Genomic DNA, 24,778 nt, shown 5'->3' on the forward strand with positions numbered 1-24,778 from the left:
GTTCCTTCACCCGGTAAAGACTTCGCCGCCGGCGACCGCGACGGCTTGTCCGTTGATTGACGATGCGCCCTCGGCGGCAAGCCAGAGGATGGCGTCGGCGACCTCCTCCGGCGTCACCAGCCGCTGCATCGGATTGACTTTTGCCAACGCTGCGCGCGCTTCCTGTTCGCTGCGGCCGGTCTTGGCGACGATGTTAGCGGCGGCATCCGCCACCAGCGGCGTATCGGTGTAGCCGGGGCAGACCGCATTCACGGTGACGCCGCGCCGTGCATATTCCAGCGCCAGCGAGCGCGTGAGGCCGATGACGCCGTGCTTGGCCGCGACATAGGCCGAGACGTAGGCATAGCCGGTGAGACCCGCGGTCGAGGCGACGTTGATCACGCGGCCGCGGCCGCGTTGCGCCATGCCCGGCAACACCGCATGCGTCACCAGGAACACGCTGGAGAGATTGCTCGCCAGCATGTCCGCCCAGAGCGCCGCATCCGTCTTGTCGAACGGCGCACTTCCGGCCTTGCCGGCATTGTTGACGAGAATATCGATCGGCCCCGCCTCAGCCTCGATCTGCGCGACACCCTTGGTCACCGCAGCTTGATCGGTCACGTCGATCGAAACCACGGCGCCAACCTGCTTGTCGAGCGATGCCGCCGTCGCCTTCAGCGCGTCGATCCGCCGCCCGGCGATGCTGACGCGCACCCCGGCTTTTGCCAGCGCGATCGCCGTCACGGCGCCGATGCCGGAACCGGCACCGGTCACCAGCGCATGTGCGTTGGGCCAGAACCTCATCATGCCTTCACTCCCGCGGCTGCGCGTTCGAGATTGGCTTCATATTGCGACTTGCCCGACAGGTACTGCTTCGGCCACGCGACCTGCTTGACGCCGATCTTCGCGGCCTCATGCAGCGTCCAGGCGGGGTCGGCGAGATGCGGCCGCGCGATGGCGCAGAGATCGGCGCGGCCGGCGGCGATGATCGAGTTGGCGTGATCGGCCTCCGAGATCGCGCCGACTGCAATGGTGGCGATGCCGACCTCGTTGCGGATCTTGTCGGCGAACGGGGTTTGGTAGAGTCGGCCGTAGACCGGATGGTCGTCGGCCCAGACCTGCCCCGAGGAGCAGTCGATCAGGTCGGCTCCCGCCTCCTTGAACAGCTTCGCGAAGGCCAGTGCATCCTCGGGCGTGTTGCCGCCCTCGGCCCAGTCGTGACACGACAGGCGGACCGACATCGGCTTGTCCTCCGGCCACACCGCGCGGACGGCGCGGAACACCTCCAGCGGATAACGCGCGCGGTTCTCGATCGATCCGCCATAGGTGTCGGTGCGGCGGTTGGTCAGCGGCGAGAGGAAGCTCGACAGCAGATAGCCGTGCGCGCAGTGCAGCTCCAGGATATCGAAGCCGGCGGCCGCAGCGCGCCTGGCTGCGGCGACGAACTGCTCGCGCACCTCGTCCATCTCGGCGCGGCTCATCGGCTCCGGGATCTGGCCGTCCGGCAGATAAGGGACTGACGAAGCCGACACCAGCGGCCAGTTATGGTCCGGCAGCGCTTCGTCCATGCCTTCCCAGGCGACGCGCGTCGAGCCCTTGCGGCCGGCATGGCCGAGCTGGATGCCGATCCTGGCTTGCGAATTCTGATGCACGAAGTCGACGATGCGCTTGTAGGCCGCCGCCTGCGCGTCGTTCCACAGGCCGCAGCAGCCTGGCGTGATCCGCGCTTCCGGCGAGACGCAGGTCATCTCGGTAAAGAGAAGGCCGGCGCCGCCGAGCGCGCGGGAGCCGAAATGCACCAGATGGAAGTCGGTCGGCACGCCCTCCTCCGCCGAATACATCGCCATCGGCGAGACGATGATCCGGTTGTGAAGCGACAGGCCGCGGATCTGGAACGGCGTCAGCATCGGCGGCTTGACGCGGTCGTTGGTCGTGGCCACGCCGCTGCGCTCCGCGAACCAGCGCTCATAGCCCTCGAGCCAGGTCTTGTCGCGCAGCCGCAGGTTCTCGTGGCTGATGCGCTGCGAGCGGGTCAGCAGCGAATACATGAACTGCTCGGGCTCCAGCGTGTCGGCATAGCGTGAGCCGACCACTTCGAACCATTCCATCGCGTTGCGCGCAGCGTTCTGGATCCGCGCCACGTCGACCCGGCGCAGCTCCTCGTAGGCCTTGAGCACCGCGGGAATGCTGTCCCGCGTCGCGCCGTGGACCTTGAACTGGTTGGTGAGCTCGATCGCATCCTCCAGCGCGAGCTTGGTTCCCGAGCCGATCGCGAAATGCGCGGTGTGGGCGGCATCGCCCATCAGCACGACATGGCTGTTGCCGTTGAACGCGGTCCATTTGCCGCAGATCAGCCTGGGAAACGACAGCCAGGCCGAGCCGCGCAGATGCCGCGCGTTGGAGACCAGGTGATGCCCCTCGAGGATTTCCGCGAACACGTTCTCGCAGAACGCGATGGAGTCGTCCTGCTCCATCTTGTCGAGACCGTGGGCGAGATAGGCCTCCTCGGTGGTCTCGACGATGAAGGTCGCCGCGCCCTCCTCGAACTTGTAGATGTGCGCCTGGAACCAGCCATGCTCGGTCTTGCGGAAGTCGAAGGTGAAGGCGTCGAACGGACGGTTGGTGCCGAGCCAGATGTAGCGGTTCGGCCGCATCAGCATGTCGGGTTGGAACGTCTCGGCATATTTGACGCGCACCTTCGAATTGACGCCGTCGCATGCCACGACGAGATCGGCGTCGGGGAATTCGAGATCGGAATTCACCTCGCGCTCGAAGATCAGCTCGACGCCGAGTTCCTCGGCGCGCGCCTGCAGGATGTTGAGCAGCCGCTTGCGGCCAATGCCGACGAAGCCGTGGCCGGTGGTGCGCATGCGCCGGCCCTTGATCAGGACCTCGATGTCGTCCCAATGGTTGAAGGCCTGCTCGATCGTGTCAGCGGTGACCGGATCCCATTTGCGCATGTTGTCCATGGTCGCATCCGAGAACACCACGCCGAAGCCGAAGGTGTCGTAGGGCCGGTTGCGCTCGACCACGGAAATGACGTGCGCGGGATCCAGCATCTTCATCAGGATGCCGAAATAAAGCCCGGCCGGCCCGCCTCCAATGCAAACGATACGCATGGCGTTCTCCCGTTGGCTTCGGCGGGTCGGGGGTGCGGACGAGGCACATTCCCCTGGAGCCGACGGGGGATATTATTTTATACTTAAAATAATTGTCAAGGGCGGTTCGCACATGTGCAACTGTCGTCCCTGCGAAAGCAGGGACTCATAACCCCAGGCCTTTGTTGTTGAATAAGCTGTGGCCCCGGCGCTGCGAACCAACAGCGATCGGCGGCTATGGGTCCCTGCTTTCGCACTAGGGCATTTACACATCTCTTCGAGGCTAGAAAACCGACTCATCATCAAGGGGTTAGCTACTAGGCGAGAGCCGAAATCGGCGGGCGCAACCCTAGTGCAGATGAGTAAGTTCTCTGCGGTTTTCGGCCAACTCTTTGAGAAGACTCCGGAAAGACTGCGGAGGATATGTATATACGCTAGTGCTTTCGCAGGGACGACACCGAATTTGGTGCACGACCGGTGACCCAACTATTGCATACTCGCGGCACGCGGCAGCAGCCAGGATGGCGGATTGCTTCGTCGCTGTCGCCTCTCGCAATGACGCCGATCCCAGGCCGCGCCGCGCGCCCTCAATGCACCGCGGCGTACAGGATCTTGTCCTGCGTCGCGTCCGCCGCGTCGAACTCGGCGACGATGCGGCCGGTGCGGGCGACCAGGATGCGGTCGGACACCGCGAGGATCTCCGGCAGGTAGGACGAGATCACCACCACCGCCTTGCCCTCGTCGGCGAGGCGGCGGATTTCGCCGTGGATGTGCGGGATGGTGCCGACGTCGACGCCGCGCGTCGGTTCGTCGAAGATGATGATCGAGGGGTCCTGCACCAGCGTCTTGGCCAGCACCACCTTCTGCTGGTTGCCGCCGGACAATTCGATGATCCTGGCCTTGCGCTGCAATGCGCTGATCTTCAGCCGATCGACCCAGTAGCTGGCGAGCTTGCTGCGCCGGGCGCGCGACAGCAGGAAGCTCCAGCCCTTTCCGGTGGCGAGGCTGCCGATATAGACGTTGTCGTCGACCACCATGGTCTCGAAGAAGCCGTTGGCCTTGCGGTCCTCGGTGATGTAGGCGATGCCGTCATTGATCGCCTGCCGCGGCACGCGGTAGCGGATCGGCTTGCCGCGCAGCCGGATGGTGCCGCCATTGACCAGATTGCGCTTCAGTGCGCCGTAAATGATCTTGGCGATCTCGGTGCGGCCGGAGCCGATCAGGCCGGCGATGCCGACCACCTCGCCGGCATAGACCGAGAACGACATGTTCTTGACCGCCATGCCCATGGTGACGTTCTCGACCGTCAGCACCTTCTCGCGGCGCTGATGGGTTTTTGCCTTGCCGCCATAGACCGCCTGCGCCACCTCGCGGCCGACCATGTGCTGCACCAGCGCATCGCGCGTCAGCTGCCTGGCCGGCGCCGTGATCACCAGCTTGCCGTCGCGCAGCACGGTGATGCGGTCGGCGATCTGCAGCGACTCCTCCAGCGCATGCGAGATGTAGATGATCGAGACGCCGCGAGCGCGCAGGTCGCGCACCAGATGGAAGAAGTGGACGATCTCCTCCGGCGTCAGCGACGCGGTCGGCTCGTCGAAGATGATGATGCGCGCCTTGTTGTAGATCGCGCGCGCGATCTCCACCATCTGCTTCTTGGCGGTGCCGAGCAGCGCCACCGGCGTTGCCGGATCGACGTGAAAGTTGAGCGACTGCAACAGCTGCTGGGCCTGGATGTTCAGGGTGCGGAACCGGGTCAACAGCTTTTCGTTGCCGAGCTCGATGTTCTGCGCGGCGGTCATGGTCGGCACCAGGCTGGTCTCCTGATAGACCATGCAGATGCCGGCATTGAGCGCGTCGCGCGGCTGCTCGAAACCGGTCGGCTTGCCGTCGAGCAGATAGTCGCCGGAGGTGAGCTGGATCGCGCCCGCGATCGCCTTGCACAGCGTCGATTTGCCGGCGCCGTTCTCGCCGACCAGCGCATGCACCTCGCCGGGATAGAGGTCGAAATTGACGCCCTCGATGGCGTGGACGCCGCCATAGATCTTCGAACCGTTGGTGATCCGCAGCACCGGCTCGCGGGCTGCGGGGGTCTCTGCCGTCCTGGCGCCGGGGGCCGCCTGCATCACACCGTCATTCATCGCAGCTCTCCCGTATGGCGCAGCAGGCGTCCGGCGCCGCGCGCCGCGATCACGACGCCCGATGGCGTGGCGCAGGCGGCGGTGATGCCGTGGAAGCGGCCGCCGGCGCGGCTGTGCAGGCTGTCGGTCGCATCGCCCTCGGCATCGAGATGCACCAGCAGACCGTAGGAGCGCGGCGGCGCCCACGGCTTCTGGATGCCGAGCGCCTTGACGCTGCCGATCTGCATCGGCTCGAGACAATCGCTGCCGCCGGCGAGCGCCGGCGCGACCCAGTAATCCGGCGGCATCGTCGCCATCATCTCCTCGCGGAAATCGTCTTCCTTGAGCACGAACTCGATCAGATGGGTGCGGCGGGCGAAGATGCCGAGCAGCATGCCGCCGTGGCCGTCCGGATGCAGCCGCGCCGGATAGCCCGGCATGTTGGCGGCGACGGTCTCGCGCGGACCAAGCCCGTTGCCGCCAAGCGCGAACCGGCTGAGGCGATGCGCCCAGCTTTCGGTGAGCCACAGGCTGTTGCCGTCGGCCGAAACACTCACGCCATAAGGATAGGGCAGATCGCGCAGCAGCACCTGCGGATTGTCGAGGCCGGCGCCGCAGCTGATGAGCCGGCCATTGGCGCGCTTCTCCATCAAATCGTGCCGCCATTCGCCTGGACGTCGGCCGCTACTGCCTTCGACCGCATAGATGCGGCCGTCAGGCGCCGCCGCCACCGACAACAGCCCGGTGAGCGCGCTGCCGCCGGCGGACTCCAGCCAGCGCGGATCGGGCTTCGCCGGATCGATCGCGGCAAGGCCCCTGCCCGCGACGCAGACCAGCAGGCGGCCGTCCGGATGCAGCGCGAGCCCGCCGGCATCATCCTCGAACTCGGCGACGACTGTACGCGTCGACAAGTCATTGCCGCCGAGCTTCAGCACCCGGCGTCCTGCGGAAACATAAACCGTGCCGTCGCCGGCGGCGATCACGTCGTCGACGCCGGGCAGCGGCTCGCCGATCGGGGTTGCGGTGTCGAGCCGGTCATTCGGGCTCAGCGCGCCGTCGAGCGGCGGGATCGCGTTCTGGCCGCCGTCGCGGTCGATGACGCTGCGGATGTCGCGCAGCAGATGATCGAAAAATCCCATTACGTCGTCACCCTGCTCTTTGCGCCCCAATAGGCATCGTAGCCGGTCCAGCTGTCGTCGACGCCGTCGAGCTTGATGCGACCGATCCGGTTGTTCTCGAGCCCGCCGAGATAGAGATAGCCCTGGTGCTCGCGCATCGAGGTCAACGTCGAATGCGAAATGCCGGTCGGATCCCACCAGGATTCCAGCGCCTCGCCCTTCTCGTTGAACTTCAGCACGCAGCCATGGTTGAGCGCCGGCGCCAGCCACTCGTCGGTCGGCACCTGCTTCACCATGCGCAGGCGGAAGCCGGGCTTTCGCGCGGCAAGGTCGAAGGTCGGTGTGCGGATGCCGACCAGCGCCAGCCAGTAGGTGCCGTCGGAGGCGCGGTTGATGTTGTCCGGGTTGCCCGGCAGCTCGTCCATCAGCACCTCGGTCTTGCCCTTGTTCGGCCCGTCGATCCAGTGCCGGAACACCTTGCACAGCGAGGTCGACGCGATCAGGATCGACTTGCCGTCGTGCGAGACGCAAATCCCGTTCGGGAAATAGAAGTGGTTGATCACCGTGCGCGTGGTCCTGGTCGCCGGGTCGTAGCAGACCACGCGGCCGTTCGGCCGGCCCTCGAGGATGTCGAGGGTGTTGGTGGTCATCTCGTAGCGCGTGGTGCAGTCGCTGAAATAGATCTTGCCGTCGGGTGCGATGTCGAGGTCGTCGGCCATCCGCAGGCGGGAATCGTCATTCAGCTTGTACCAGGTGCGATTGGTCTCGTCGGTGACCTTGAAGATGCGACCGTCGGGCGCGACGCCATAGACGCCCATGCCGGCGACGGCGACGATCAGATTCTCGTCGCGATCGAACTGCATGCCGAGCGGCCGGCCGCCGATATGGGCGAACACCTCGCGGGTCTCGAAGTTCGGCCCGGAGAAACGGATCACGTTGCCGTCGCGGGTCGAGCCGTAGAGCCGGCCCTGGCGGTCGAGGATGACGTCCTCGGGCCCCTCGACCTGATCGACGCCGATCGCCTGCGCGTTGATCAGCCGGTCGTTCTGCGCATACGGCGACGTCGCGCCCGGCTGCACCGCGGGCGCCGAGGCAAGCGGCACGAAGGCTGGATTGACATAGATCTTCTGGATCGCCTTGCCGCGGTTCTTCGACCATTTGACGTCGATGCCGACGGCGGCGAGCAGGATCATGCCCGTCACCGCCGAGGTGACGTAGCCCGGGATGCCCATCCGCACGAGGCCGTTGATCAGCAGGAAGATGATCAGCGCACCGATCATCGCCCGCCATACCGTACCCTTGCCGCCCGCGAGCGACACGCCGCCGAGCACGACGGCGGTGAGCGCCTGGAACTCCCAGCCCACGCCGGTGGTGGAATCCGTCGAGGCTTGCCGCGCGGCGTAGAAGATGCCGCTCGCCGCGCACAGCGTTCCCGACAGCACATAGGTCATGAACAGCATCACGCGGACGCGGATGCCGGCGTGGCGCGCTGCCTTGCGGCTGGCGCCGATCGCGGTGAGATGCCAGCCATAGCGCGAGCGCGACAGGAAGATGTGGCAGATCAACAGCACCACGAATAGCGTCGCCGCATTGACGGGAATGCCGAGCACGCTGCCGCCGCCGATGAAATCCCAGGCGTCGCTCTCGACCGAGTTGGTCGCGAACACCTGGGCGTAGCTGGTGTTGAGCAGGTTGACCGAGGCGCGCAGGATGATCAGCGTCACCAGCGTGGTCAGGAACGGTCGCGTCTTCAGGAAGCCGATCAGGAAGCCGTTGATGCTGCCGAGCAGCGCGCCGACCAAAAGCGTCGCCGGCACCGCGAGGCCGACCGGCCATTCGCGCACGAGCAGGAAATACAGCGCCGCGAAGTTGCACAGCGCGAAGATCGCGCCGACCGACAGGTCGATGCCGCCGGTGACGAGGCAGAACCCCATCGCGAGCGCGACGAAGCCGAATTCGGCGAACAGCCGCAGCAGCGACACCGAGTTCTGCACCGAGGCGTAGTCGGGAATCGTGAGCGCGAAGTACGTCCACAGCCCGATCATCACGGTGAAGGGAACCACCGGCTCAAACCACTGTTTCAGCAACAGCTCCGACAGCAGGAGCCGGGGTGAAAATCGCCGCACCGACGCGGCAAAGGAATCAACGGCCATCGACATCGCCAAAGCACCCTCTTGATTGAGCACGACCTTGCGGAAAACCGGCTTCCACTTTTCCGGATCGTGCTCGTGATCGCGCACGATCTTGCGGAGAGCCGGCTTGCACGTCCCCGATCATGCTCCTGGTCATGACGCGATCGGCCATCGTATCGCGACCTCGTCCCTTGATGAACACGCTCTCCGTGAACGCTGCGCGTCGGTCGGAGAAAAACCGGCTCCACCTTGCCGGATCGTGCTCTTTGATACAGCCGGCGCGGGAATGCCCCCCGCGCCGGCTGTCCGCGCCTTGTTAATTTTTCTTGGGTAGCGCGAAGCAGTTGGCGCCCGAGGCGTTGGACTTATCGAGCCAGATCGGACGCGTGTAATAGACGAGATTGCGGCTGCCCGGCTTCTCGCCTGATACCAGCAGGGTCTCGGCGGCGAACATCAGGTCGTGGCCCTGCTCGGTCGCCTTGTAGCTCAGGAACTTGTAGAAATTGCCCGAATTGACCTGGTCGCAATCGAGCTGCGAGCCTTCACCCGAGGCGAACACCTTCACATCGTCGATCTTGCCGGCATTGCGGATCGCCTGCGCCGCGCCCGATTCCATGATGCCCCAGAACCCGATCGAAGCGCAGAGGTCGGGATGCTGCTGGATCACCGTCGCGGTGACGTTGAGCGCGGTGTTGGCGTCCCAGTTCGCGGCCTGGTTCGAGACCACCTTGATGTTCGGATCCTTGTTCAACACCTCCATGATGCCGCCGACCTGATCGACGCTGGCGGCCGCGGTCAGTTCGCCCTGCACGATCTGGACCTTGCCCGACTTGCCGGAGCCGGTGCCGCAGGCCTTCACGGCTTCGTTCGCCAGCATCCTGCCGATCTCGCGCCAGTCGGCGCCGACAAAGGCGCCGGATTTGTAGTTCGAGGACATGTTGATCTGGATCACATGCGTGCCCTGGCTTTCGGCGCGCTTCAGATCCTTCATCAACAGCGTGACGCTCGGATTCTGCACGATCAGCACGTCGGGCTTCTGGTCGACCAGCGCGGTCAGGGCCTGCTGCATTGCCGAGGGGTTGTTGTTGGGATCGCGCACGACATATTTCATGCCGCGCCACTCGGCTTCCTCCTGCACCACCCGGCCCCATTCGTCGGACAGCGGCACGCCGAGCGCGATCGGCAGATAGGCGATCGTCTTGCCCTGCAGCGCCTTGTCGTAGACGGCACGCAGCTCGCGCGCGGTCTTGGTGCCTTCCTCCTGCGCCGATGCCGCAAACGGCATCGCGGCCAGCGTCACGCCGGCCAGCAGGATCGTCCAGAATTTTGTCGTCGTCTTCATCGTCTCCCTCCACAAAGCAATTTCTTTTGATTGATCTATTTGGCGCGGCGGCCGGCTCAGTCGCCTCGTCTCAGTCCCCTTGCCGCGCGGTCTCCTCGTCGCGGGGATGCAGCCAGTTGTCGAGCACGATGGCGGCCAGCAGCACCACGCCCTTGATGATGTTCTGCACCTCGCTGTTGACGTCCATGATGGTGAAGGCGTTGAGCAGCGTGCCGATCAGGATGCAGCCGACCACGACGCTGAACACGCTGCCGCGGCCGCCGATCAGGCTGATGCCGCCGATCACGACAACGAGCACGACGTCGAAGATCATGGTGCCCTGGGTGATCGCCATCTGCATGCTGCCCGTGGTGCCGACCCAGACCAGGCCCGCAATCCAGGCGAGTAGTGCAACCAGCACGTGCTCGAGCACGATCAGCGGCCGCAGCGCGACGCCGGTCAGCCGCGCGGCCTCCGGATTGTCGCCCTGCGAATAGATGAAGCGGCCGATCGAGGTGCGCGACAGGAACAAATGCATCGCGATTGCACAGGCCGCGAACACCAGGATCGGAACCGGGATGCCGAACAGCCGTCCGGCGCCGAGATACGTCAGGCCCGGCGCATCCTTCGGCGCATAGACCACCCAGGCCGGCGCGATCCAGAAGGCGAGGCCATAGATCACGAAGCCGGCAGCCAGCGTCACGAACAGCGCCGGCGCCTCGACGAAGGCGACCATCACGCCGTTGACGACGCCGATCAGCACCGCGACCGCCAGCGCCAGCAGCACTGCCGTGAAAACGGGCATGCCGTTCTGCATGTAGATCAAAGCGATCGCCCAGGAACCCGCCATGATCGCGACCTCGGAGAGGTCGATGCCGCGGCTGATCACGATCAGCCCCATGCCGAGGCCGAGCACGCCGAGGATGGAAATACTCCGCAACAAATTCAGGAGATTGGAGACGGTGGCGAAGCCGTTCAGCGTCAGGCCAAACACGATCAGGAGCGCGATGGTGATCAGGAGCACGATCTGCTCCTGGCTCGGCTTCGCAAACATTGCGCCCAGGCGAGATGATGCCGCAGGGACAGCAACGCCGCGCGATGGCGATTGCACGCTCATCGTTTCCTCCAGGTATTATTTTGCTTGAGACTTTAAGAGTGCCGATTAGTATTCGTCAAATGCATTCGACGGATACGGATTGATCATTTCCATGCATGTACGCGACGTCGATCTGAACCTGTTCGTCGTGTTCGACGCGATCTATTCCGAGGGCGGCGTCAGCCGCGCCTGCTTCCGCCTCAACCTGACCCAGCCCGCGGTCAGCCACGCGCTGAGCCGGCTGCGCGCGATGTTCAACGATCCGCTGTTCGTGCGCCGCAACCACGTGATGACGCCGACCCCGCTGGCCCGGCAGATCATCACCACGGTGCGCCAGGCGCTCAACGGCCTCGAGACGACGCTGACCCACACCCACCGGTTCGATCCGGCGCAGACGCCGAAGCGGTTCGTGATCGGGCTGCGCAACAATCTCGAGGCACCGATGCTGAGCGCGCTGGTCAACCGGATCAGCACCGTGGCGCCGCTGGTCGAGATCGCCACCGTGCGCAGCGAGCGCAACAATCTCGAGCGCGAGCTTGCCGCCGGCACCCTCGACGTCGCGATCGATACGCTATTGCCGCTGTCGGCGGAGGTGCGGCGCGAGCAGATCCTGACCGAGCATATCGCGGTGTTCGCGCGGCGCGGCCATCCCGAGCTCGGCAGCCGGCTCGACAAGAAGGCTTATTTACGCATGGAGCATGTCTGCGTGACGTCGCGGCGCAGCGGGCTGTCGTTCGAGGATTTTCAGCTCCAGCGCCTCGGCCTGACCCGCACTGTTCGCCTGACCTGTCAGAATTTCGCAACCGCCTGCCACGTCGTGAGCCGCAGCAACATGCTGCTGACCGCCTCGGAGAGCGCCGCCTCCGTGCTGGAAGATCCCGGGCTGCTGCAGTGCTTCCCCTGCCCGTTCCCGATCAGTCCGCACGTCAATTATCTCTACTGGCACGCCACCGCCGAGGACGACACCACCAATCAATGGCTGCGCGAGCAGTTGCGCGCCGCGGCGGCGCTGCTGGCCGGCAGCCAGTTCGGCCGCAAGAACGGGCGCGCGAAGATGCGGCCCCGCGTGGGATATCCGGCGCCGGCCAGCCTCGCCGCCGAATAGCCGCGTCAGCCCACCACGCGGATCGGGTCCGAGCCGTCCCAGGTCGCGGCCACGGTCCTGATCTTCTCGAAGAACCGCCCCTTCGATCCCGAGATGTCTGAGATCTCGATCACGGTGCCGGCATGGCCGGCGGTGTCGAAATAGGCGAAGCGTCCCTTGGGGCCGCCGATCTGGCCTTCATGACCGACCGTGAAGCCTGCCGCGACGGCGCGGTCATAGAGCAACTGGTAGTCCGTGCTCCAGTACGACATGTGCTGCAGGCCCTCGCCGTGGCGCGCCAGAAAATCCAGATACATCGACGGCGCGTCGTTGCGCTGTTGGATCAGCTCGATCTGCAGATCGCCGGAATTGGCCAGCGCGATCGACATCTCGACCGCGGAGTCCACGCCGCGATAGCGGAACCAATCGACCTTGACCGAGGGGATCAGGAAGAATGGCCCGACCCGCAGTGTCTCGGTCCAGAACTTCAGCGCCGCATCGATGTCGCGAACGACGTAGCCGTTCTGACAGACCTTGCCGAACAATGCGCTCATGCGCCCTCCCCGCCGCTCACAAACCGCTGAGCCCGCTGTCGACCGCGAGCGTCTGCGCGGTGACATAGACGCTTTCATCCGACATGAAGAACAGCACGGCATAGGCGATCTCCCACGCCGTCGCCTGACGGCCGAACGGGATATGCCCCTTGCCGCGCGACGGCCGGCCCGCGCCGGCCTCGCGGCCGTTCGGGGTGTCGACCAGCCCGGGATAGACCAGATTGGCGCGGATGCCGCGCCGCGCGCCCGTGTGTGCGATGTTGCGCATCAGGCCGCCGAGCGCGGCCTTGGAGGAATCATAGACCGCCATCTGCGATCCCGCCTTCAGCGCCGCGATCGAGGAAATGAACACGATCGAGCCGCCGTCTTCGAATTTCGGCAAGGCCGCGCGGCAGCACAGCATCGGGCCGCGGACATTGACGTCGTAGATCCTGTTCCATTCCTCCGCGCTGACATTGTCGAGCCCGGTCTTGCCGAAGGTACCGATGTTCAGCACCATGCCGTCGAGCCCGCCCATCGTGCGATGCGCCTCGTCGATCATCCTGATGACGTCGGCTTCCATGGTGACATCGGCGGCGATCGCGAAAGCGTGGCCGCCGTCAGCAGCGATGCGCGCAACCGTGTCCTCGGCCGAGGCGCGGTTGAGGTCGGCGACCGCGACATGCGCGCCCTCGCGTGCGAACAGCAGGCTCATGGCGCGGCCGTTGCCGATCGGATCGGTGGCGGCATCGAACACCCGCTGGCCGCCGCCGACCACGAGGATGCGGCGGCCGTTGAGCCGCCCCCTGCCCGGCGCGGTGCCGGCCGATTCCGCGCTGAGCGGACTGACATAGCGCTCCGGCTTCGTGTCTTTATTGGCCTCTTGCGAAATCTCCGACATCTCGTCAATCCCGCTTCTTGCCGCCTTCGAACACGGCCATGCCGGCGGCCGGATCGAGATCGGTCTCGGTCGCCTCGGTCAGCCGCGCCATCATCATGTAGAAGCCGAGCGCGACGATCGTCTCGACGATCTCCTGATCGCTGAAATGCTCGCGCACCGTGGCAAAGGCCGCATCGCCGACGCGGACCTTCTCGACCACCTCGCGGCCGAAGCGAAGCAGCGCACGCTCGGCTGCGTTGAGTGCAGCATCGTCGTATTCGCCGCGCTCGACGGCATCGATCTGCGTCTGGGTGACGCCGACACCGAGCGCGATCGGCACATGTTGCCGCCATTCATAGGCGCCGCCCTCGAGCTGCGCGGCCTGCAGGATCAAGAGCTCGCGGTTGACCGCCGACAGCTTCTGCTTGTGCAGGATCGAATTGGCGAGCCGCATCGCCGGGATCATATTGGCCTCGGCATGGGCCATCATGCGGAAGATGTTGAGCTTGACCGGCATGCGGTCGAATGAGGCGCGGATCTCTCCGCTCGTCGTCTCCGGATCAATCAGGGGCAGCCTTGCCACGCGTGTCTCTCCCTTTTTTGCTTGTTCGTTATTCTTGCCGTCGGTGCGACCAGCTAATGCACCGGGCCGACCGAGATCAAGCCGCCCGCGCGACATTGCCCGAATTGCGGGGTTCAGCCATGCGGTTCCGCGCTTGAATCCGCATCCACGGGCAGGCATAAGGAGCGCCAACTCCCCTAAAAAATGCCCTTTGCCCAAGGATTTGAGAAGGATTTACGATGCCCGCCTATCGCTCCCGCACCACCACCCACGGCCGCAACATGGCGGGTGCACGCGGCCTCTGGCGCGCCACCGGCATGAAGAACGAGGACTTCGGCAAGCCGATCATCGCGGTGGTCAATTCCTTCACCCAGTTCGTGCCCGGCCACGTCCATTTGCAGAATCTCGGCCAACTGGTCGCGCGCGAGATCGAGAAGGCCGGCGGCGTCGCCAAGGAGTTCAACACCATCGCCGTCGATGACGGCATCGCGATGGGCCATGACGGCATGCTGTACAGCCTGCCCTCGCGCGAGCTGATCGCCGACAGCGTCGAATACATGGTCAACGCGCATTGCGCCGACGCGATGGTCTGCATCTCCAACTGCGACAAGATCACGCCCGGCATGCTGATGGCGACGCTGCGGCTCAACATCCCGACCGTGTTCGTCTCGGGCGGACCGATGGAGTCGGGCAAGATCGTGCTCAAGGGCAAGAAGCGCGCGGTCGACCTGATCGACGCGATGGTCGCGGCCGCCGACTCCAACGTGTCGGACGAGGACGTCGCGGTGATCGAGCGCTCGGCCTGCCCGACCTGCGGCTCCTGCTCCGGCATGTTCACCGCGAACTCGATGAACTGCCTGACCGAGGCGCTCGGCCTCGCGCTGCCCGGCAACGGCTCGGTGCTGGCGACCCACGCCGACCGCAAGAGCCTGTTCGTCGAGGCCGGCCATCTGATCGTCGACCTCGCCCGCCGCTACTACGAGCAGGACGACGCCAAGGTGCTGCCGCGCAACATCGCGAACTTCAAGTCGTTCGAGAACGCGATGACGCTCGATATCGCGATGGGCGGCTCGACCAACACCGTGCTGCATCTGCTCGCCGCCGCGCGCGAGGGCGAAGTGCCGTTCACGATGACCGACATCGACCGCCTGTCACGCAAGGTGCCGGTGCTCTGCAAGGTCGCGCCCTCGGTGCAGGACGTCCACATGGAGGACGTGCATCACGCCGGCGGCATCATGGCGATCCTCGGCGAGCTCGACCGCGCCAAGCTGCTCACGACCGACGGGCCGACCGTGCACGCCGCAACGCTGGACGATGCGCTGAACCGCTGGGACGTCGTGCGGACCACAAGCGACAAAGTACGCAACTTCTATTGCGCCGCGCCGGGCGGCGTGCCGACCCAGGAAGCCTTCAGCCAGGACCGCCGCTTCGACGAGGTCGATCTCGACCGCGCCAAGGGCTGCATCCGCGATGCCGCGCACGCCTATTCCAAGGACGGCGGCCTCGCCGTGCTGTTCGGCAACCTTGCCGAGGATGGCTGCATCGTGAAGACCGCCGGCGTCGACGAGAGCATTCTGAAGTTCTCGGGCCCGGCCCGCATCTTCGAGAGCCAGGACGCATCGGTCGAAGCCATCCTTGGCAACAAGGTGAAGGCCGGCGATGTCGTGCTGATCCGCTATGAGGGTCCGCGCGGCGGCCCGGGCATGCAGGAGATGCTGTACCCGACCAGCTATCTGAAGTCGAAAGGCCTCGGAAAGGCCTGCGCGCTGATCACCGACGGCCGCTTCTCGGGCGGATCGTCGGGCCTGTCGATCGGCCACGTCTCGCCGGAAGCCGCCGAAGGCGGCCTGATCGGCCTCGTCGAGGAAGGCGATATCATCGAGTTCGATATCCCGAACCGCAAGGTCAACCTCAAGGTCGACGATGCCGAGCTGAAGCGCCGTCGCGCAGCGATGGAAGCCAGGGGCAACGCGGCCTGGAAGCCGGCAGCGCCACGCAAGCGCGCCGTCTCAACCGCGCTGAAGGCCTATGCGGCGTTCGCCAGCAGCGCGGCCAAGGGCGCGGTTCGCATCCTGCCGGAGTGATCGGGGCGAGCTGAACTCGGCCGTTCACTTCGCAAGAGCGAGTTGGCTTCTCCTGTGTCATTGCGAGCGCAGCGAAGCAATCCTTCTGTCCGCACATGCGGAACCATGGATTGCTTCCACGCTTCAGCGCAAAATTGCTCTGCAATTTTGTCGCGAGCTCCTCGCAATGACGGCACCATTGGATCGCGCCCCAAACTCCCACAGGGAGAGGTCGGATGCCGCCACACGCGGTCCATCTGGTTCAGGCGTGCAAGTCGGCCGCCTCGATCCGGATGCGGTCGGCATGCAGTGACCAGTCGCACAGCGATTGTTCCTGGCAAAACTTGACCTTGGCCATCTCGGTGGCCTGGCCCTCGCTCGAGGCGTCGATCTCAAGCGCGCCCTGGCAAACCTCGCGCTCGCGGCCATTGCCGCCGAGCACGTCTTTCATGAAATGAACGACGAAGCGTGACATGGAACCCTCCCTGCTGCACCGGCAGAGCCCGGGGGTACCACGCTAGCACTAACACGAAAGGGTAGTGAGTTAATTCGGCTGATACGCGTGCGACTGTTCGCAGCGGGAAAAGCTACGCGCCGGCCTGGGGCAGGCTGGCGGCGGCGATCGCGACGATCTGCGCAAGACGGCGGCCGATCCTGGCGGGCGCGTTGCGGAGCAATGACTGGACCTGTCGCATGAAAATCTTCCTTCCGTGCCCGGGTTGGTCGGGCACAGACGGAAAATGGCGATTTCGGGCTAAGCCGTCGATATCTCAGGGAAAATAAAAACGGACGTGTTGCGAGGCGGTCGTTCGGCAGTGGGTTTATTGCCCCGATCGAGGCTGCAACGAAGGAGATTTTCTCCGGTGTTTTTGCCCGCGCAACAACCCTCGCACGGCTGGCCGCTTGTGCGAGGGAAGCACCGGCGGAAGAGTTCCCTTCCGCCCTTGCGGGTATTCTCCCCCCGCAAAGCCCAGCGCTTGCACGATTTCTGAATATTGGAAATGTACCCCTGAGTTGCCCGACGCGTCAAGATGCCTGCTCGAACGCCGACAGCCGCCAGCTCCTTTGCATGGGGTTGTTTTCGATATTTTTGACCGCGCGCAGCCGCGGCCCCGCAGGGGCACTGCCGACCCTACCCCGGCATGAACCCGAACGCCTTCTCGAACCGTCTTGCGTAGACCGGCCAGACCTCGGGATTGATGATGCGCGGCGGGCGCTTGCCGTCGAGGGCATCGAGGATCTGCTCGGCGGCGATCCGGCCCATGTTGATGCGCGCCTCGCGGGTGACGCCGGCGGTGTGCGGGCTCGCCAGCACATTGTCGAACTGCAAGAGCGGATGATCCGGCGGCGGCGGCTCCTTGTCCCAGACGTCGAGCCCGGCCCCGGCGATGCGTTTGTCACGCAGCGCTTCCTCCAGCGCCTTCTCGTCGTGGATGAAGCCGCGTGCGGTGGTGACGAAGTAGGCGTGCGGCTGCATCAGCGCGAACTGGCGCGCGCCGATCATGCCGCGGCTGTTCTTGTCCAGCGGACACGAGATCGAAACAAAGTCCGCGCGGCGCAGGAGATCGTCGAGCTCGACCTTCTCCCCGCCCCGCTTCGCCATCTCATCCGCCGTGAGATAGGGATCGTAGGCGATCACCTTCATGTGCAAGAGGCCTCTGCACAGCTCGGCGATGCGGCGGCCGACATTGCCGAGACCGACGATGCCGACGGTCTTCTCCTTCAGCTCGTTGCCGATCAGGTCGTTGCGGTTGACATTGGCCTCGCGCCGCAGCCTGCGGTCGGACTGGATGATCCGCTTCGACAGCGTCAGCATCATGCCGAGCGCGTGTTCGGCGACCGAATTGGCGTTGCCGCCGGACTGGTTGACGACAAGCACGCCCGCCGCGGTGCAGGCATCGACATCGACGGGATCGAAGCCGGCACCATTCGACGACACGATCAGAAGATTCGGCGCACGCTTCAACAGCTCGGCGTGGGCATGGAAATGCGGCGCCAGCTCATCGCGCGCCGCGCCGATCTGATAGGCATGCGCGTCGGCAAGAACCGGCGCGAACGTCGCCTCCGGCGTCTCGTTCTCGAGACGATCGAGCCTGACGTCCAGCCGCTTCTTCAGGATATCGACGTAGATCTCGTGGGCGAGGTATTTGACGTAGAACACGCGCTTGTTGTTGACGGTCATGTCTTCGAGCAGCTTTCAGTTTGGGAAGCCATAGAGTCGTGCGGGATTGTCGACGAGGATACGGTGCCGGGTCGCCGCGTCCGGCGTCCAGTCCTGGAACAGCGTCAGCAGATGGCCAGCGTCGGGCATTTCGCCTTCGACCCGCGGATGCGGCCAGTCGCCGCCCCACACCAGCCTTTCAGGATTGGTCGACACCAGCGCCTCGTGGAACGGCCGCGCATCGGGATAATCAGGGGCCCGCCGGCTCAGGCGATGCGCGCCCGAGAGCTTGGCCCAGCACCAGCCTTCGTCCACCGCACGCAGCAGGCTCTGAAAGCCCGCGGTGTTGATGCCAGCGGCAGCATCGGTGCGGCCCATGTGATCGACCACGACCGGCAACCCGAGCGTCTTCAGCGTCGGGATCGTGTCAGGCAAATCCTTCACGTCGATCCAGAGCTGCAGATGCCAGCCGAGTTCGGCCATCACGCCCGCATGCGTCTCGGCAACGTTCAGGGGAATGCCGCCGCGATAGTGCAACTGCCCGCCGCGGAAGAAATGGTTGAAGCGCAGACCGCGGACGCCGAGCACATGCCATTGCCGCAGCGTGCCTGCCGAAACATCGGCATCGGCCACCGCGACGCCGCGCAGCCGCGCGGGCTCACGCTGCAACGCATCCAGCATCGCCGAATTGTCGTGGCCGTGCGCGCTGCCCTGCACCAGCACGCCGCGGGCGAAACCGAGTGTATCGAGCATGCCGAGATAGGTCGCGAGCGGCGCGTCCGGCGGCGTGTAGCTGCGATCGCCGGCATAGGGGAAGCGGTCAGCCGGGCCGAACACATGCGCATGCGTATCGCAGGCCTTTGGCGGCAGCTTGTCCCTTGGCGGCGTCACCGGACGCGGCGGCAGGCAGGCGGGAATCTCCGACGCAGCCATGTTCTATTCCGCCTTCATGCCGGCGGCCTTGATGATCGGCCCCCATTTGTCGTAGTCGGCCTTGATCTTGGCGGCGAACTTGTCCGGCGTGGAGCCGATCGGAATCGCACCGAGCTTGCCGAGCCGCTCCTTCACGGCATCGGTGTTCACCGCCGCGACGAAATCATGCGAGATCTTGGCGACGAGGTCGGCCGGCATGTTGCCGGGCCCGAGCAGCCCCCACCACACCTCGGTGTCATAGCCCGGCACGGTCTCCGACATGCTGGGCACGTCAGGCAGGAACGGCGCACGCGAGCCGGTCGTCACCGCCAGCGCGCGAACCGTGCCGGCCTGCAGCTGCCCGACCGATTCTGGTCCGTTGTTGAACGACAGCGGAATTTGCCCGCCGAGCAGATCGTTGATCGCGGGCGCTCCGCCCTTGTAGGGGATCGCACTGATCTCGATCTTGGCGAGATTGTTGAGCAGCTCGCCGGCCAGATGGGTCGAGGTGCCGTTGCCGGCATGGGCGAAGGAGAGACTGCCGGGCTTCGCCTTCGCCGCAGCGATGACGTCGGCGACCGATTTGAACGGCGAATCCGCGCGCACCAGCAGCACGTTCGGCGACGACGCCAAGAGCGAGATCGGCGAAAAATCCTTGAAGGTGTCGTAGGGCAGCTTTGGATAAAGGAACGGATTGGTGGCGTGGCCGCTCGCCACCATGATCAGATTGTAACCGTCGGGCGCGGAGGTCGCGATCGCCTGCGAGGCGATCACCCCGCCGGCGCCGGGCCGGTTCTCGACCACGATCGATTGCGTCCAGGTCTTCGACACCGCTTCGGCAAGCGTCCGCGTCAGCACATCGACGCCGCCGCCGGGCGGATAGGGAACGAGAATATGAACGGCCTTGGCCGGGAACGGCTGCGCGGACGCAAGGCCGGCCACAACCGTGGCCGCTGCCGCAATGGCGGTCCGCCAGACCCATCCGGCCATCGACGCCTCCCGTCCCTTGATCGCTACCGTCCCTTTTTCGTTACGCCTGTATCGCACGTTGGTTCGGCGCTGCGATGGCCGAATTCCGCAGATCGCGTTGCGGCCGCGGCATGTTGACAATCGCAGGCACCGCGTCAAGTTTCGTGCGGCAAGCGGCCACCAGCGTCGCGCGAGCAGGGAGAACAGGATGGCGGCCGCGGAACAAGCCTCGTCCCAGAAGACGGCAACCACCTGGCACGGCATCGTGCTGCAGACGCTGAAGCGGAACGAGATCAAGCTGGTGCCCTATGTGCCCGACCGGGTGCTGACCACGCTGATCAAGGACCTGCACGCCGATCCCTATTTCACGACGTTTCCGACCGCGCGCGAGGAAGAAGCGGTCGGCATCGTCTCCGGCGCGTGGATGGCGGGCACCCGCGGCGCGGTGCTGATGCAGACCTCGGGCTTTGCCACGCTCGCCAACGTGCTGGCCTCGCTCGCGGTGCCCTACCAGATCCCGCTGATCATGTTCGTCTCCGAGCGCGGCACGCTCGGCGAGTTCAACTACGGCCAGGCGCTGGTCTGCCGCACCATGCGCCCGGTGCTGGATTCGCTCGCGATGGAGCATCACACCGTCACCCGGCTCGACGAGCTCGAATTCATCGCCGACCGCTCGATCAAGCAGGCCGTCACGACCCAGGCGCCGGTGGCGCTGATCCTCTCGCCGCTGCTGACCGGCGGCAAGACCTTCGACAAGTGAGATCAGCCATGACCAGCACCCCCGCGCGCAACACCAAGGTGATGAACCGCTTCGAGCTCACCCAGCGCCTCGTCGCCGGGCTGAAGGACGAGGCCGTGATCGGCGGCATCGGCAACACCAATTTCGACCTCTGGGCCGCCGGCCACCGCCCGCAGAATTTTTACATGCTGGGCAGCATGGGACTCGCGTTTCCGATCGCGCTCGGCGTCGCGCTGGCGCAGCCGAAGCGGCGCGTGTTCGCACTGGAAGGCGACGGCTCGCTGCTGATGCAGCTCGGCTGCCTCTCGACCATCGCGACGCTGGCGCCGAAGAATCTCACCATGGTGGTGATGGACAACGGTATCTACCAGATCACGGGCGCGCAGCCGACGCCGGCCGCCGGCCATACCGATATCGTTCAGGTCGCAATCGCCAGCGGCATCGCGAGCAGCTCATGGGCCGCCGACGAGGACGATTTCGAGCGACTGATCGAGCAGTCGAAACAGGCCTCCAGCCCAACCCTGATCGGCGTCCGCATCGACGATAAGCCCGGCACCGGCACCACCCGCCGCGACCCCGTGCAGATCCGCGAGCGGTTCATGCATGGGATGGGGGTGAGGCAGCTGCTGTAGGGGCCTGCCGCACGAAGCATCCTGGTCGTGGTGGTAGACACCGCGCAGCAATGCTAGGTATGTGAACAATACGCGCCACGTCGATGCCCGGTAGAGACATTCGAATGTCGTCATCTCCATGTCCCAAGGCGAACCTAGCCTTGATTGAAACGACACTATGGCGTGTAGGTCTGTAGGTCTCCAATCCCTTGGGAATACGATAGTGCGGCCAACTATGGCTTCCGCGTTATCGGTGCTCCTGATCATCGCTGGTGGAACTGACGGTGCTCGAGCGCAGAACGCGCAGCAGCAGCAAAGGATCGTGTCGGCCTGCCGTAACGATGCACCGCCAGCAGCCGAAGGCAGAATTCCCGATGCCCCTGCGCTCGCCAAAAGCAGAAAGGCTGGTGCGATGGTTGCGAGCACCGCACTATCGTCCACGGGCGCTTACGAGAGAGCCATAGAAGGCCTTGGCCGCGTGATTGAGCTCGATCCGGACAACGCGCGGCTATTTGCCCGACGAGCCAGACTTTATCTGGGAATCCGCCAGCCCGACAAAGCACTGGAGGACTACAATCGTTCGATTGCTCTCGATCCCAGTTCTTCGGTCGCCTTGCTCGGACGTGCCGGGACCTATTTCCGAATGGCGGACCATGAGCACGCAATTGAGGACGCCGGCGAAGCCATCAGACTGTATCCTAGCAACGCCCGCGCTTATGTGATCCGCGGCCAGATTTACATCAGTAAGCGCGAATATGGACGGGCCATCGAAGACTTGGACCAGTCGATCAAGCTGGACCCGATGTGCCCGGCCGGCTATAGCACGAGAGCCGAAGCGTTTGAGCTAGGAGGCGATCGCGAGCGCGCCAATTCGGATTACGAGCGGGCGATCGCTCTTGACGCTGATCCCGGAAATGCGACCGCTCGCTGGCGTCGGGCCCGTGCATACGCGGGAAAGCACGACTATAATCGCGCCCTGATTGACCTTGAGCAAGCCTTGAAGCTTGAGCCCCGCAACGCCGCCTTGTTTAACAGTCGATGCCTGCTCCGGGTCATGCTGGGCGCCCTCGATGCCGCACTGGCCGATTGCGATGAGGCCCTACGTATCAAGCCAGATGATGCCAGCATTCTCGATAGTCGTGGCCTTGCCTATCTCAAGAAAGGCGCACTCGATAAGTCCATCGCCGACTATGATTCCGCTCTGCGAATCGATCCCAAAATAGGGCTTTCGCTTTACGGTCGTGGAACGGCCAAGCGCCAGAAGGGAGACGTCGAGGCCGGCGACGTCGATATTGCCGCTGCGTTGGCGGTGAGGCCAAATGTTGCCGACGATTTGGCAAGGTATGGGATCAAGTGACGACCATGCCCATTACCCCATCAGAGCGGTGGCGCGCCGGTTCGCGATATTGAACTCGCCCTCAATTCATCCTCAACTCCGTGATGTGCCGCGGATCCGGCGCGAGCTCGCCGCGCTCGACGCGCTTGACGATGTCGGTCAGCGCGGCATTGGCATTGCAGGTGATGCCGAGCTTCTCGCCTTCGCGAACCACGAGCCCGTTGAGGAATTCGATCTCGGTGCGGCGGCCCTTCTGCATGTCCTGGCCCATCGAGGGGCGCTGCGCCGATGAGGTGCGCTTGGCATCCTTGAAGCGCTGCTCGTCGCAGGCGCGCGTCGCGGCCTCGTCGCCCTCGCCGGCGCGGGCGATGGTCTCGGGCGGCAGATGCAGGATCTCCTCCAGCTGATAGCCCTGCGCCTGGCCGACCCGGATCGCCTCGCTGCCGAGTCGCGTCGAGAAGCGGCGCAGCGGCTCGCTTTGCAGCACCTCGCCGCCCGTTAGACCAGTGCAGGCCGAGAGCCCGTTGCCCATCACGTTGGCGACGAGCTTGGACCAGCGCTCGCCCCAGAGATTGGAGGTCACCTTGGCGCTGTCGGAATAACCGACCAGGCGGCAGACTTCCTCCGCCCGCGCCGTGATGCGACCATGCACCTCGCCGGCGCGAAACACGGTGTGCGCTGCGCCGCCCTTGCCGGCGCCGCGGTGGATATGGCCCGGCTCCGGCAAATTGACGGTGATGCTGCTTGCGATGCAGCCGAGCGTCTTGCCCCAGCCGACGATGCCGGCGATGGTTTCCTCGTTCATACAGTTCTGCAGCGAGACGACGTAGCCATCCGCCGCCAGATATTGCCGGATCAGCATGGTGGCCCAGGCGGTGTCGTAGGACTTCATGCAGACGAAGGCGATGTCGACCGGCTTCTCTTTCGCCAGCTGCTGCGCGTCGGTGACATCAAGTGCGCGCACCGGCACCGAGAATTCCGCGACGTCCATCGCGTGCGTGACGCGCAGGCCGTGCTTGCGCATGTGCTCGACATGCGCGGGCCAGGGATCGATGAAGGTGACGTCCTCCCCTGCCTGCGCCATATGCGCACCGGCATAGCCGCCGACAGCGCCCGCGCCGACGATCGCGATCTTCCGAGCCATGTCTCCATCCCCTGCTCTTGATTGAGACGAACGCTGGCTGCGTCCATCCGTTGCGGATCAGTTTAGGGGATCGCGGCGTCAGGCCAACCGGTCGCTTCATGAAAAAAGCGGGCCCGTGCCATGCCGGTATTCATGGGACCCACGAAAATCGGACCAAGAAAATCCCCGCGGGCGATGGGCCCGCGAGGATGTCATTTCCTTGCTTTCGTCATTGCGAGCGTAGCGAAGCAATCCATGCTTCAGCATACGCGGCGCGACGGATTGCTTCGTCGCTTCAGCGCAAAATTGCTTGCAATTTTGTCGCGAGCTCCTCGCAATGACGGTGGAACAGGCGCGATCACGCGATCAGTCGATGATCTTGACGATCCGGCGGGTGCGCGGCTCCACAATCACGCGGCGATCATTGACGACCGCGTAGCGATACTCGGTGTAGCGCGGCACCGGGCGCAGCACGACGGTGTCGGGCAGCGGCTCGCCGACCACGACGCGTTCACGCACCACCACCGACGGCTCGTTGCGCGGGATCGAGGTGATCACCGCATTCGGAATCTCGAGGCCGGCGCCGACTGCGGCACCCACCGTGCCGCCGACGATCTCGCCGACAGGGCCCGCGATTTCGCCACCGGCCCGCGCGCCGTTCGCGGCACCCGCCGCGGTCGTGGACTGCGCGAAGGCCGAGCCGGACGCGAGCAGCGACGCAGCAGCGACAAGGGACACAGCAAAACGCTTGTTCATGATTCTCCTCCTCCGAATTGATCGATGCCCCCTCAACATCGCAAGCAACGAGAACGTTCCAGTTCCAATGCTGCAACCCGCGCAACTCCAGTTCCGTGCGCAATTCGCTTGATTCCAACACAAACGAAAATGCCGCTCCGAACAATGTCCGAAGCAGCATTCATCCTGGGTTCAGATTCAGAGATCGT

General features: G+C 64.8%; 21 protein-coding genes. 5 read left to right on the top strand and 16 right to left on the bottom strand.

All coding sequences use genetic code 11. The annotated features are described in order from the left end of the window. Positions 1-6: 6 nt before the first annotated feature. The 7 genes from ACVIYL_RS38855 to ACVIYL_RS38885 all read right to left on the bottom strand — a co-directional run bounded on the left by ACVIYL_RS38855 (position 7) and on the right by ACVIYL_RS38885 (position 10,882). Positions 7-786 carry an SDR family NAD(P)-dependent oxidoreductase gene (locus tag ACVIYL_RS38855; protein ID WP_456781040.1) on the bottom strand — a complete coding sequence of 260 codons (780 nt, stop codon included), beginning with the start codon at positions 784-786 and terminating at the stop codon, positions 7-9. After that, a complete protein-coding gene (locus ACVIYL_RS38860; protein ID WP_456781041.1) occupies positions 783-3,098 on the bottom strand; it encodes a bifunctional salicylyl-CoA 5-hydroxylase/oxidoreductase in 2,316 nt (771 codons plus the stop codon). Before ACVIYL_RS38860 ends, ACVIYL_RS38855 begins: the two co-directional genes overlap by 4 nt. A 566-nt stretch (positions 3,099-3,664) precedes the next feature. Next, positions 3,665-5,200 (bottom strand): sugar ABC transporter ATP-binding protein, encoded by a 1,536-nt coding sequence (locus ACVIYL_RS38865; RefSeq protein ID WP_229191393.1) that lies wholly within the window; start codon positions 5,198-5,200, stop codon positions 3,665-3,667. 11 nt (positions 5,201-5,211) lie between these two features. Beyond that, the gene (locus ACVIYL_RS38870; protein WP_456781042.1) at positions 5,212-6,333 is read right to left on the bottom strand and encodes an SMP-30/gluconolactonase/LRE family protein; all 1,122 of its coding nucleotides are present in this window, start codon (positions 6,331-6,333) and stop codon (positions 5,212-5,214) included. Then, the gene (locus ACVIYL_RS38875; protein ID WP_456781043.1) at positions 6,333-8,465 is read right to left on the bottom strand and encodes an ABC transporter permease; all 2,133 of its coding nucleotides are present in this window, start codon (positions 8,463-8,465) and stop codon (positions 6,333-6,335) included. Before ACVIYL_RS38875 ends, ACVIYL_RS38870 begins: the two co-directional genes overlap by 1 nt. Positions 8,466-8,760: 295 nt before the next feature. Next, positions 8,761-9,786, bottom strand: coding sequence for a sugar ABC transporter substrate-binding protein (locus tag ACVIYL_RS38880; protein ID WP_028331499.1), 1,026 nt, complete (start codon positions 9,784-9,786; stop codon positions 8,761-8,763). Positions 9,787-9,856: 70 nt separating this feature from the next. After that, the gene (locus tag ACVIYL_RS38885; protein ID WP_456781044.1) at positions 9,857-10,882 is read right to left on the bottom strand and encodes an ABC transporter permease; all 1,026 of its coding nucleotides are present in this window, start codon (positions 10,880-10,882) and stop codon (positions 9,857-9,859) included. A 91-nt stretch (positions 10,883-10,973) separates the two neighbouring features. Between ACVIYL_RS38885 and ACVIYL_RS38890 the strand changes: the two genes are divergently transcribed. After that, positions 10,974-11,966 carry a LysR family transcriptional regulator gene (locus ACVIYL_RS38890; RefSeq protein WP_456781045.1) on the top strand — a complete coding sequence of 331 codons (993 nt, stop codon included), beginning with the start codon at positions 10,974-10,976 and terminating at the stop codon, positions 11,964-11,966. A 5-nt stretch (positions 11,967-11,971) separates the two neighbouring features. Here ACVIYL_RS38890 and ACVIYL_RS38895 read toward each other — a convergent pair whose 3' ends face one another. Genes ACVIYL_RS38895 through ACVIYL_RS38905 form a run of 3 tightly spaced genes read right to left on the bottom strand, consistent with a single transcriptional unit; the run spans position 11,972 to position 13,941 of the window. Continuing rightward, entirely contained in the window at positions 11,972-12,499 is a 528-nt protein-coding gene (locus tag ACVIYL_RS38895; RefSeq protein WP_310882799.1) for a VOC family protein, read from the bottom strand. Between the two features lie 16 nt (positions 12,500-12,515). Further along, positions 12,516-13,379, bottom strand: coding sequence for an SDR family NAD(P)-dependent oxidoreductase (locus ACVIYL_RS38900; protein WP_310882800.1), 864 nt, complete (start codon positions 13,377-13,379; stop codon positions 12,516-12,518). A gap of 4 nt (positions 13,380-13,383) precedes the next feature. Further along, positions 13,384-13,941 (bottom strand): carboxymuconolactone decarboxylase family protein, encoded by a 558-nt coding sequence (locus ACVIYL_RS38905; RefSeq protein ID WP_456781046.1) that lies wholly within the window; start codon positions 13,939-13,941, stop codon positions 13,384-13,386. A 218-nt stretch (positions 13,942-14,159) separates the two neighbouring features. On the opposite strand from ACVIYL_RS38905, the gene ilvD reads away from it, so the two are divergent. After that, a complete protein-coding gene (gene ilvD, locus ACVIYL_RS38910) occupies positions 14,160-16,004 on the top strand; it encodes a dihydroxy-acid dehydratase (protein ID WP_456781047.1) in 1,845 nt (614 codons plus the stop codon). 241 nt (positions 16,005-16,245) lie between these two features. On the opposite strand, the gene ACVIYL_RS38915 is transcribed toward ilvD, so the two are convergent. The 4 genes from ACVIYL_RS38915 to ACVIYL_RS38930 form a co-directional block, all read right to left on the bottom strand. Beyond that, positions 16,246-16,458: a hypothetical protein gene (locus tag ACVIYL_RS38915; protein ID WP_028345217.1), complete on the bottom strand. Its 213-nt coding sequence runs from the start codon at positions 16,456-16,458 to the stop codon at positions 16,246-16,248. A gap of 657 nt (positions 16,459-17,115) precedes the next feature. Next, positions 17,116-18,165: a hydroxyacid dehydrogenase gene (locus ACVIYL_RS38920; protein ID WP_456781048.1), complete on the bottom strand. Its 1,050-nt coding sequence runs from the start codon at positions 18,163-18,165 to the stop codon at positions 17,116-17,118. Between the two features lie 15 nt (positions 18,166-18,180). Then, positions 18,181-19,077 carry an amidohydrolase family protein gene (locus tag ACVIYL_RS38925; RefSeq protein ID WP_456781049.1) on the bottom strand — a complete coding sequence of 299 codons (897 nt, stop codon included), beginning with the start codon at positions 19,075-19,077 and terminating at the stop codon, positions 18,181-18,183. Positions 19,078-19,080: 3 nt separating this feature from the next. Continuing rightward, a complete protein-coding gene (locus tag ACVIYL_RS38930) occupies positions 19,081-20,046 on the bottom strand; it encodes a Bug family tripartite tricarboxylate transporter substrate binding protein (protein WP_456781050.1) in 966 nt (321 codons plus the stop codon). 187 nt (positions 20,047-20,233) lie between these two features. Between ACVIYL_RS38930 and ACVIYL_RS38935 the strand changes: the two genes are divergently transcribed. From ACVIYL_RS38935 to ACVIYL_RS38945, 3 genes are all read left to right on the top strand, one after another. After that, positions 20,234-20,785, top strand: coding sequence for a thiamine pyrophosphate-binding protein (locus ACVIYL_RS38935; RefSeq protein ID WP_092079801.1), 552 nt, complete (start codon positions 20,234-20,236; stop codon positions 20,783-20,785). A gap of 8 nt (positions 20,786-20,793) precedes the next feature. Beyond that, positions 20,794-21,396 (top strand): thiamine pyrophosphate-dependent enzyme, encoded by a 603-nt coding sequence (locus tag ACVIYL_RS38940; protein WP_456781051.1) that lies wholly within the window; start codon positions 20,794-20,796, stop codon positions 21,394-21,396. Positions 21,397-21,628: 232 nt separating this feature from the next. Then, the gene (locus ACVIYL_RS38945) at positions 21,629-22,732 is read left to right on the top strand and encodes a tetratricopeptide repeat protein (RefSeq protein WP_456781052.1); all 1,104 of its coding nucleotides are present in this window, start codon (positions 21,629-21,631) and stop codon (positions 22,730-22,732) included. A 61-nt stretch (positions 22,733-22,793) separates the two neighbouring features. Here the strand turns inward: ACVIYL_RS38945 and ACVIYL_RS38950 are convergent, their stop codons facing one another. Next, entirely contained in the window at positions 22,794-23,855 is a 1,062-nt protein-coding gene (locus ACVIYL_RS38950) for a ketopantoate reductase family protein (protein ID WP_456781053.1), read from the bottom strand. Positions 23,856-24,200: 345 nt separating this feature from the next. After that, entirely contained in the window at positions 24,201-24,590 is a 390-nt protein-coding gene (locus tag ACVIYL_RS38955; RefSeq protein ID WP_016842369.1) for a DUF1236 domain-containing protein, read from the bottom strand. Positions 24,591-24,778: the final 188 nt, after the last annotated feature.

The sequence above is a fragment of the Bradyrhizobium sp. USDA 3315 genome, from assembly GCF_054056795.1.

Excerpts from the sequence above, each read along its gene's own strand:
- ACVIYL_RS38855 (WP_456781040.1), bottom strand. The coding sequence starts at position 786 with ATGATGAGGTTCTGGCCCAACGCACATGCGCTGGTGACCGGTGCCGGT.
- ACVIYL_RS38860 (WP_456781041.1), bottom strand. The coding sequence starts at position 3,098 with ATGCGTATCGTTTGCATTGGAGGCGGGCCGGCCGGGCTTTATTTCGGC.
- ACVIYL_RS38865 (WP_229191393.1), bottom strand. The coding sequence starts at position 5,200 with ATGCAGGCGGCCCCCGGCGCCAGGACGGCAGAGACCCCCGCAGCCCGC.
- ACVIYL_RS38870 (WP_456781042.1), bottom strand. The coding sequence starts at position 6,333 with ATGGGATTTTTCGATCATCTGCTGCGCGACATCCGCAGCGTCATCGAC.
- ACVIYL_RS38875 (WP_456781043.1), bottom strand. The coding sequence starts at position 8,465 with ATGGCCGTTGATTCCTTTGCCGCGTCGGTGCGGCGATTTTCACCCCGG.
- ACVIYL_RS38880 (WP_028331499.1), bottom strand. The coding sequence starts at position 9,786 with ATGAAGACGACGACAAAATTCTGGACGATCCTGCTGGCCGGCGTGACG.
- ACVIYL_RS38885 (WP_456781044.1), bottom strand. The coding sequence starts at position 10,882 with ATGAGCGTGCAATCGCCATCGCGCGGCGTTGCTGTCCCTGCGGCATCA.
- ACVIYL_RS38890 (WP_456781045.1), top strand. The coding sequence starts at position 10,974 with ATGCATGTACGCGACGTCGATCTGAACCTGTTCGTCGTGTTCGACGCG.
- ACVIYL_RS38895 (WP_310882799.1), bottom strand. The coding sequence starts at position 12,499 with ATGAGCGCATTGTTCGGCAAGGTCTGTCAGAACGGCTACGTCGTTCGC.
- ACVIYL_RS38900 (WP_310882800.1), bottom strand. The coding sequence starts at position 13,379 with ATGTCGGAGATTTCGCAAGAGGCCAATAAAGACACGAAGCCGGAGCGC.
- ilvD (WP_456781047.1), top strand. The coding sequence starts at position 14,160 with ATGCCCGCCTATCGCTCCCGCACCACCACCCACGGCCGCAACATGGCG.
- ACVIYL_RS38915 (WP_028345217.1), bottom strand. The coding sequence starts at position 16,458 with ATGTCACGCTTCGTCGTTCATTTCATGAAAGACGTGCTCGGCGGCAAT.
- ACVIYL_RS38920 (WP_456781048.1), bottom strand. The coding sequence starts at position 18,165 with ATGACCGTCAACAACAAGCGCGTGTTCTACGTCAAATACCTCGCCCAC.
- ACVIYL_RS38925 (WP_456781049.1), bottom strand. The coding sequence starts at position 19,077 with ATGGCTGCGTCGGAGATTCCCGCCTGCCTGCCGCCGCGTCCGGTGACG.
- ACVIYL_RS38930 (WP_456781050.1), bottom strand. The coding sequence starts at position 20,046 with ATGGCCGGATGGGTCTGGCGGACCGCCATTGCGGCAGCGGCCACGGTT.
- ACVIYL_RS38935 (WP_092079801.1), top strand. The coding sequence starts at position 20,234 with ATGGCGGCCGCGGAACAAGCCTCGTCCCAGAAGACGGCAACCACCTGG.
- ACVIYL_RS38940 (WP_456781051.1), top strand. The coding sequence starts at position 20,794 with ATGACCAGCACCCCCGCGCGCAACACCAAGGTGATGAACCGCTTCGAG.
- ACVIYL_RS38950 (WP_456781053.1), bottom strand. The coding sequence starts at position 23,855 with ATGGCTCGGAAGATCGCGATCGTCGGCGCGGGCGCTGTCGGCGGCTAT.
- ACVIYL_RS38955 (WP_016842369.1), bottom strand. The coding sequence starts at position 24,590 with ATGAACAAGCGTTTTGCTGTGTCCCTTGTCGCTGCTGCGTCGCTGCTC.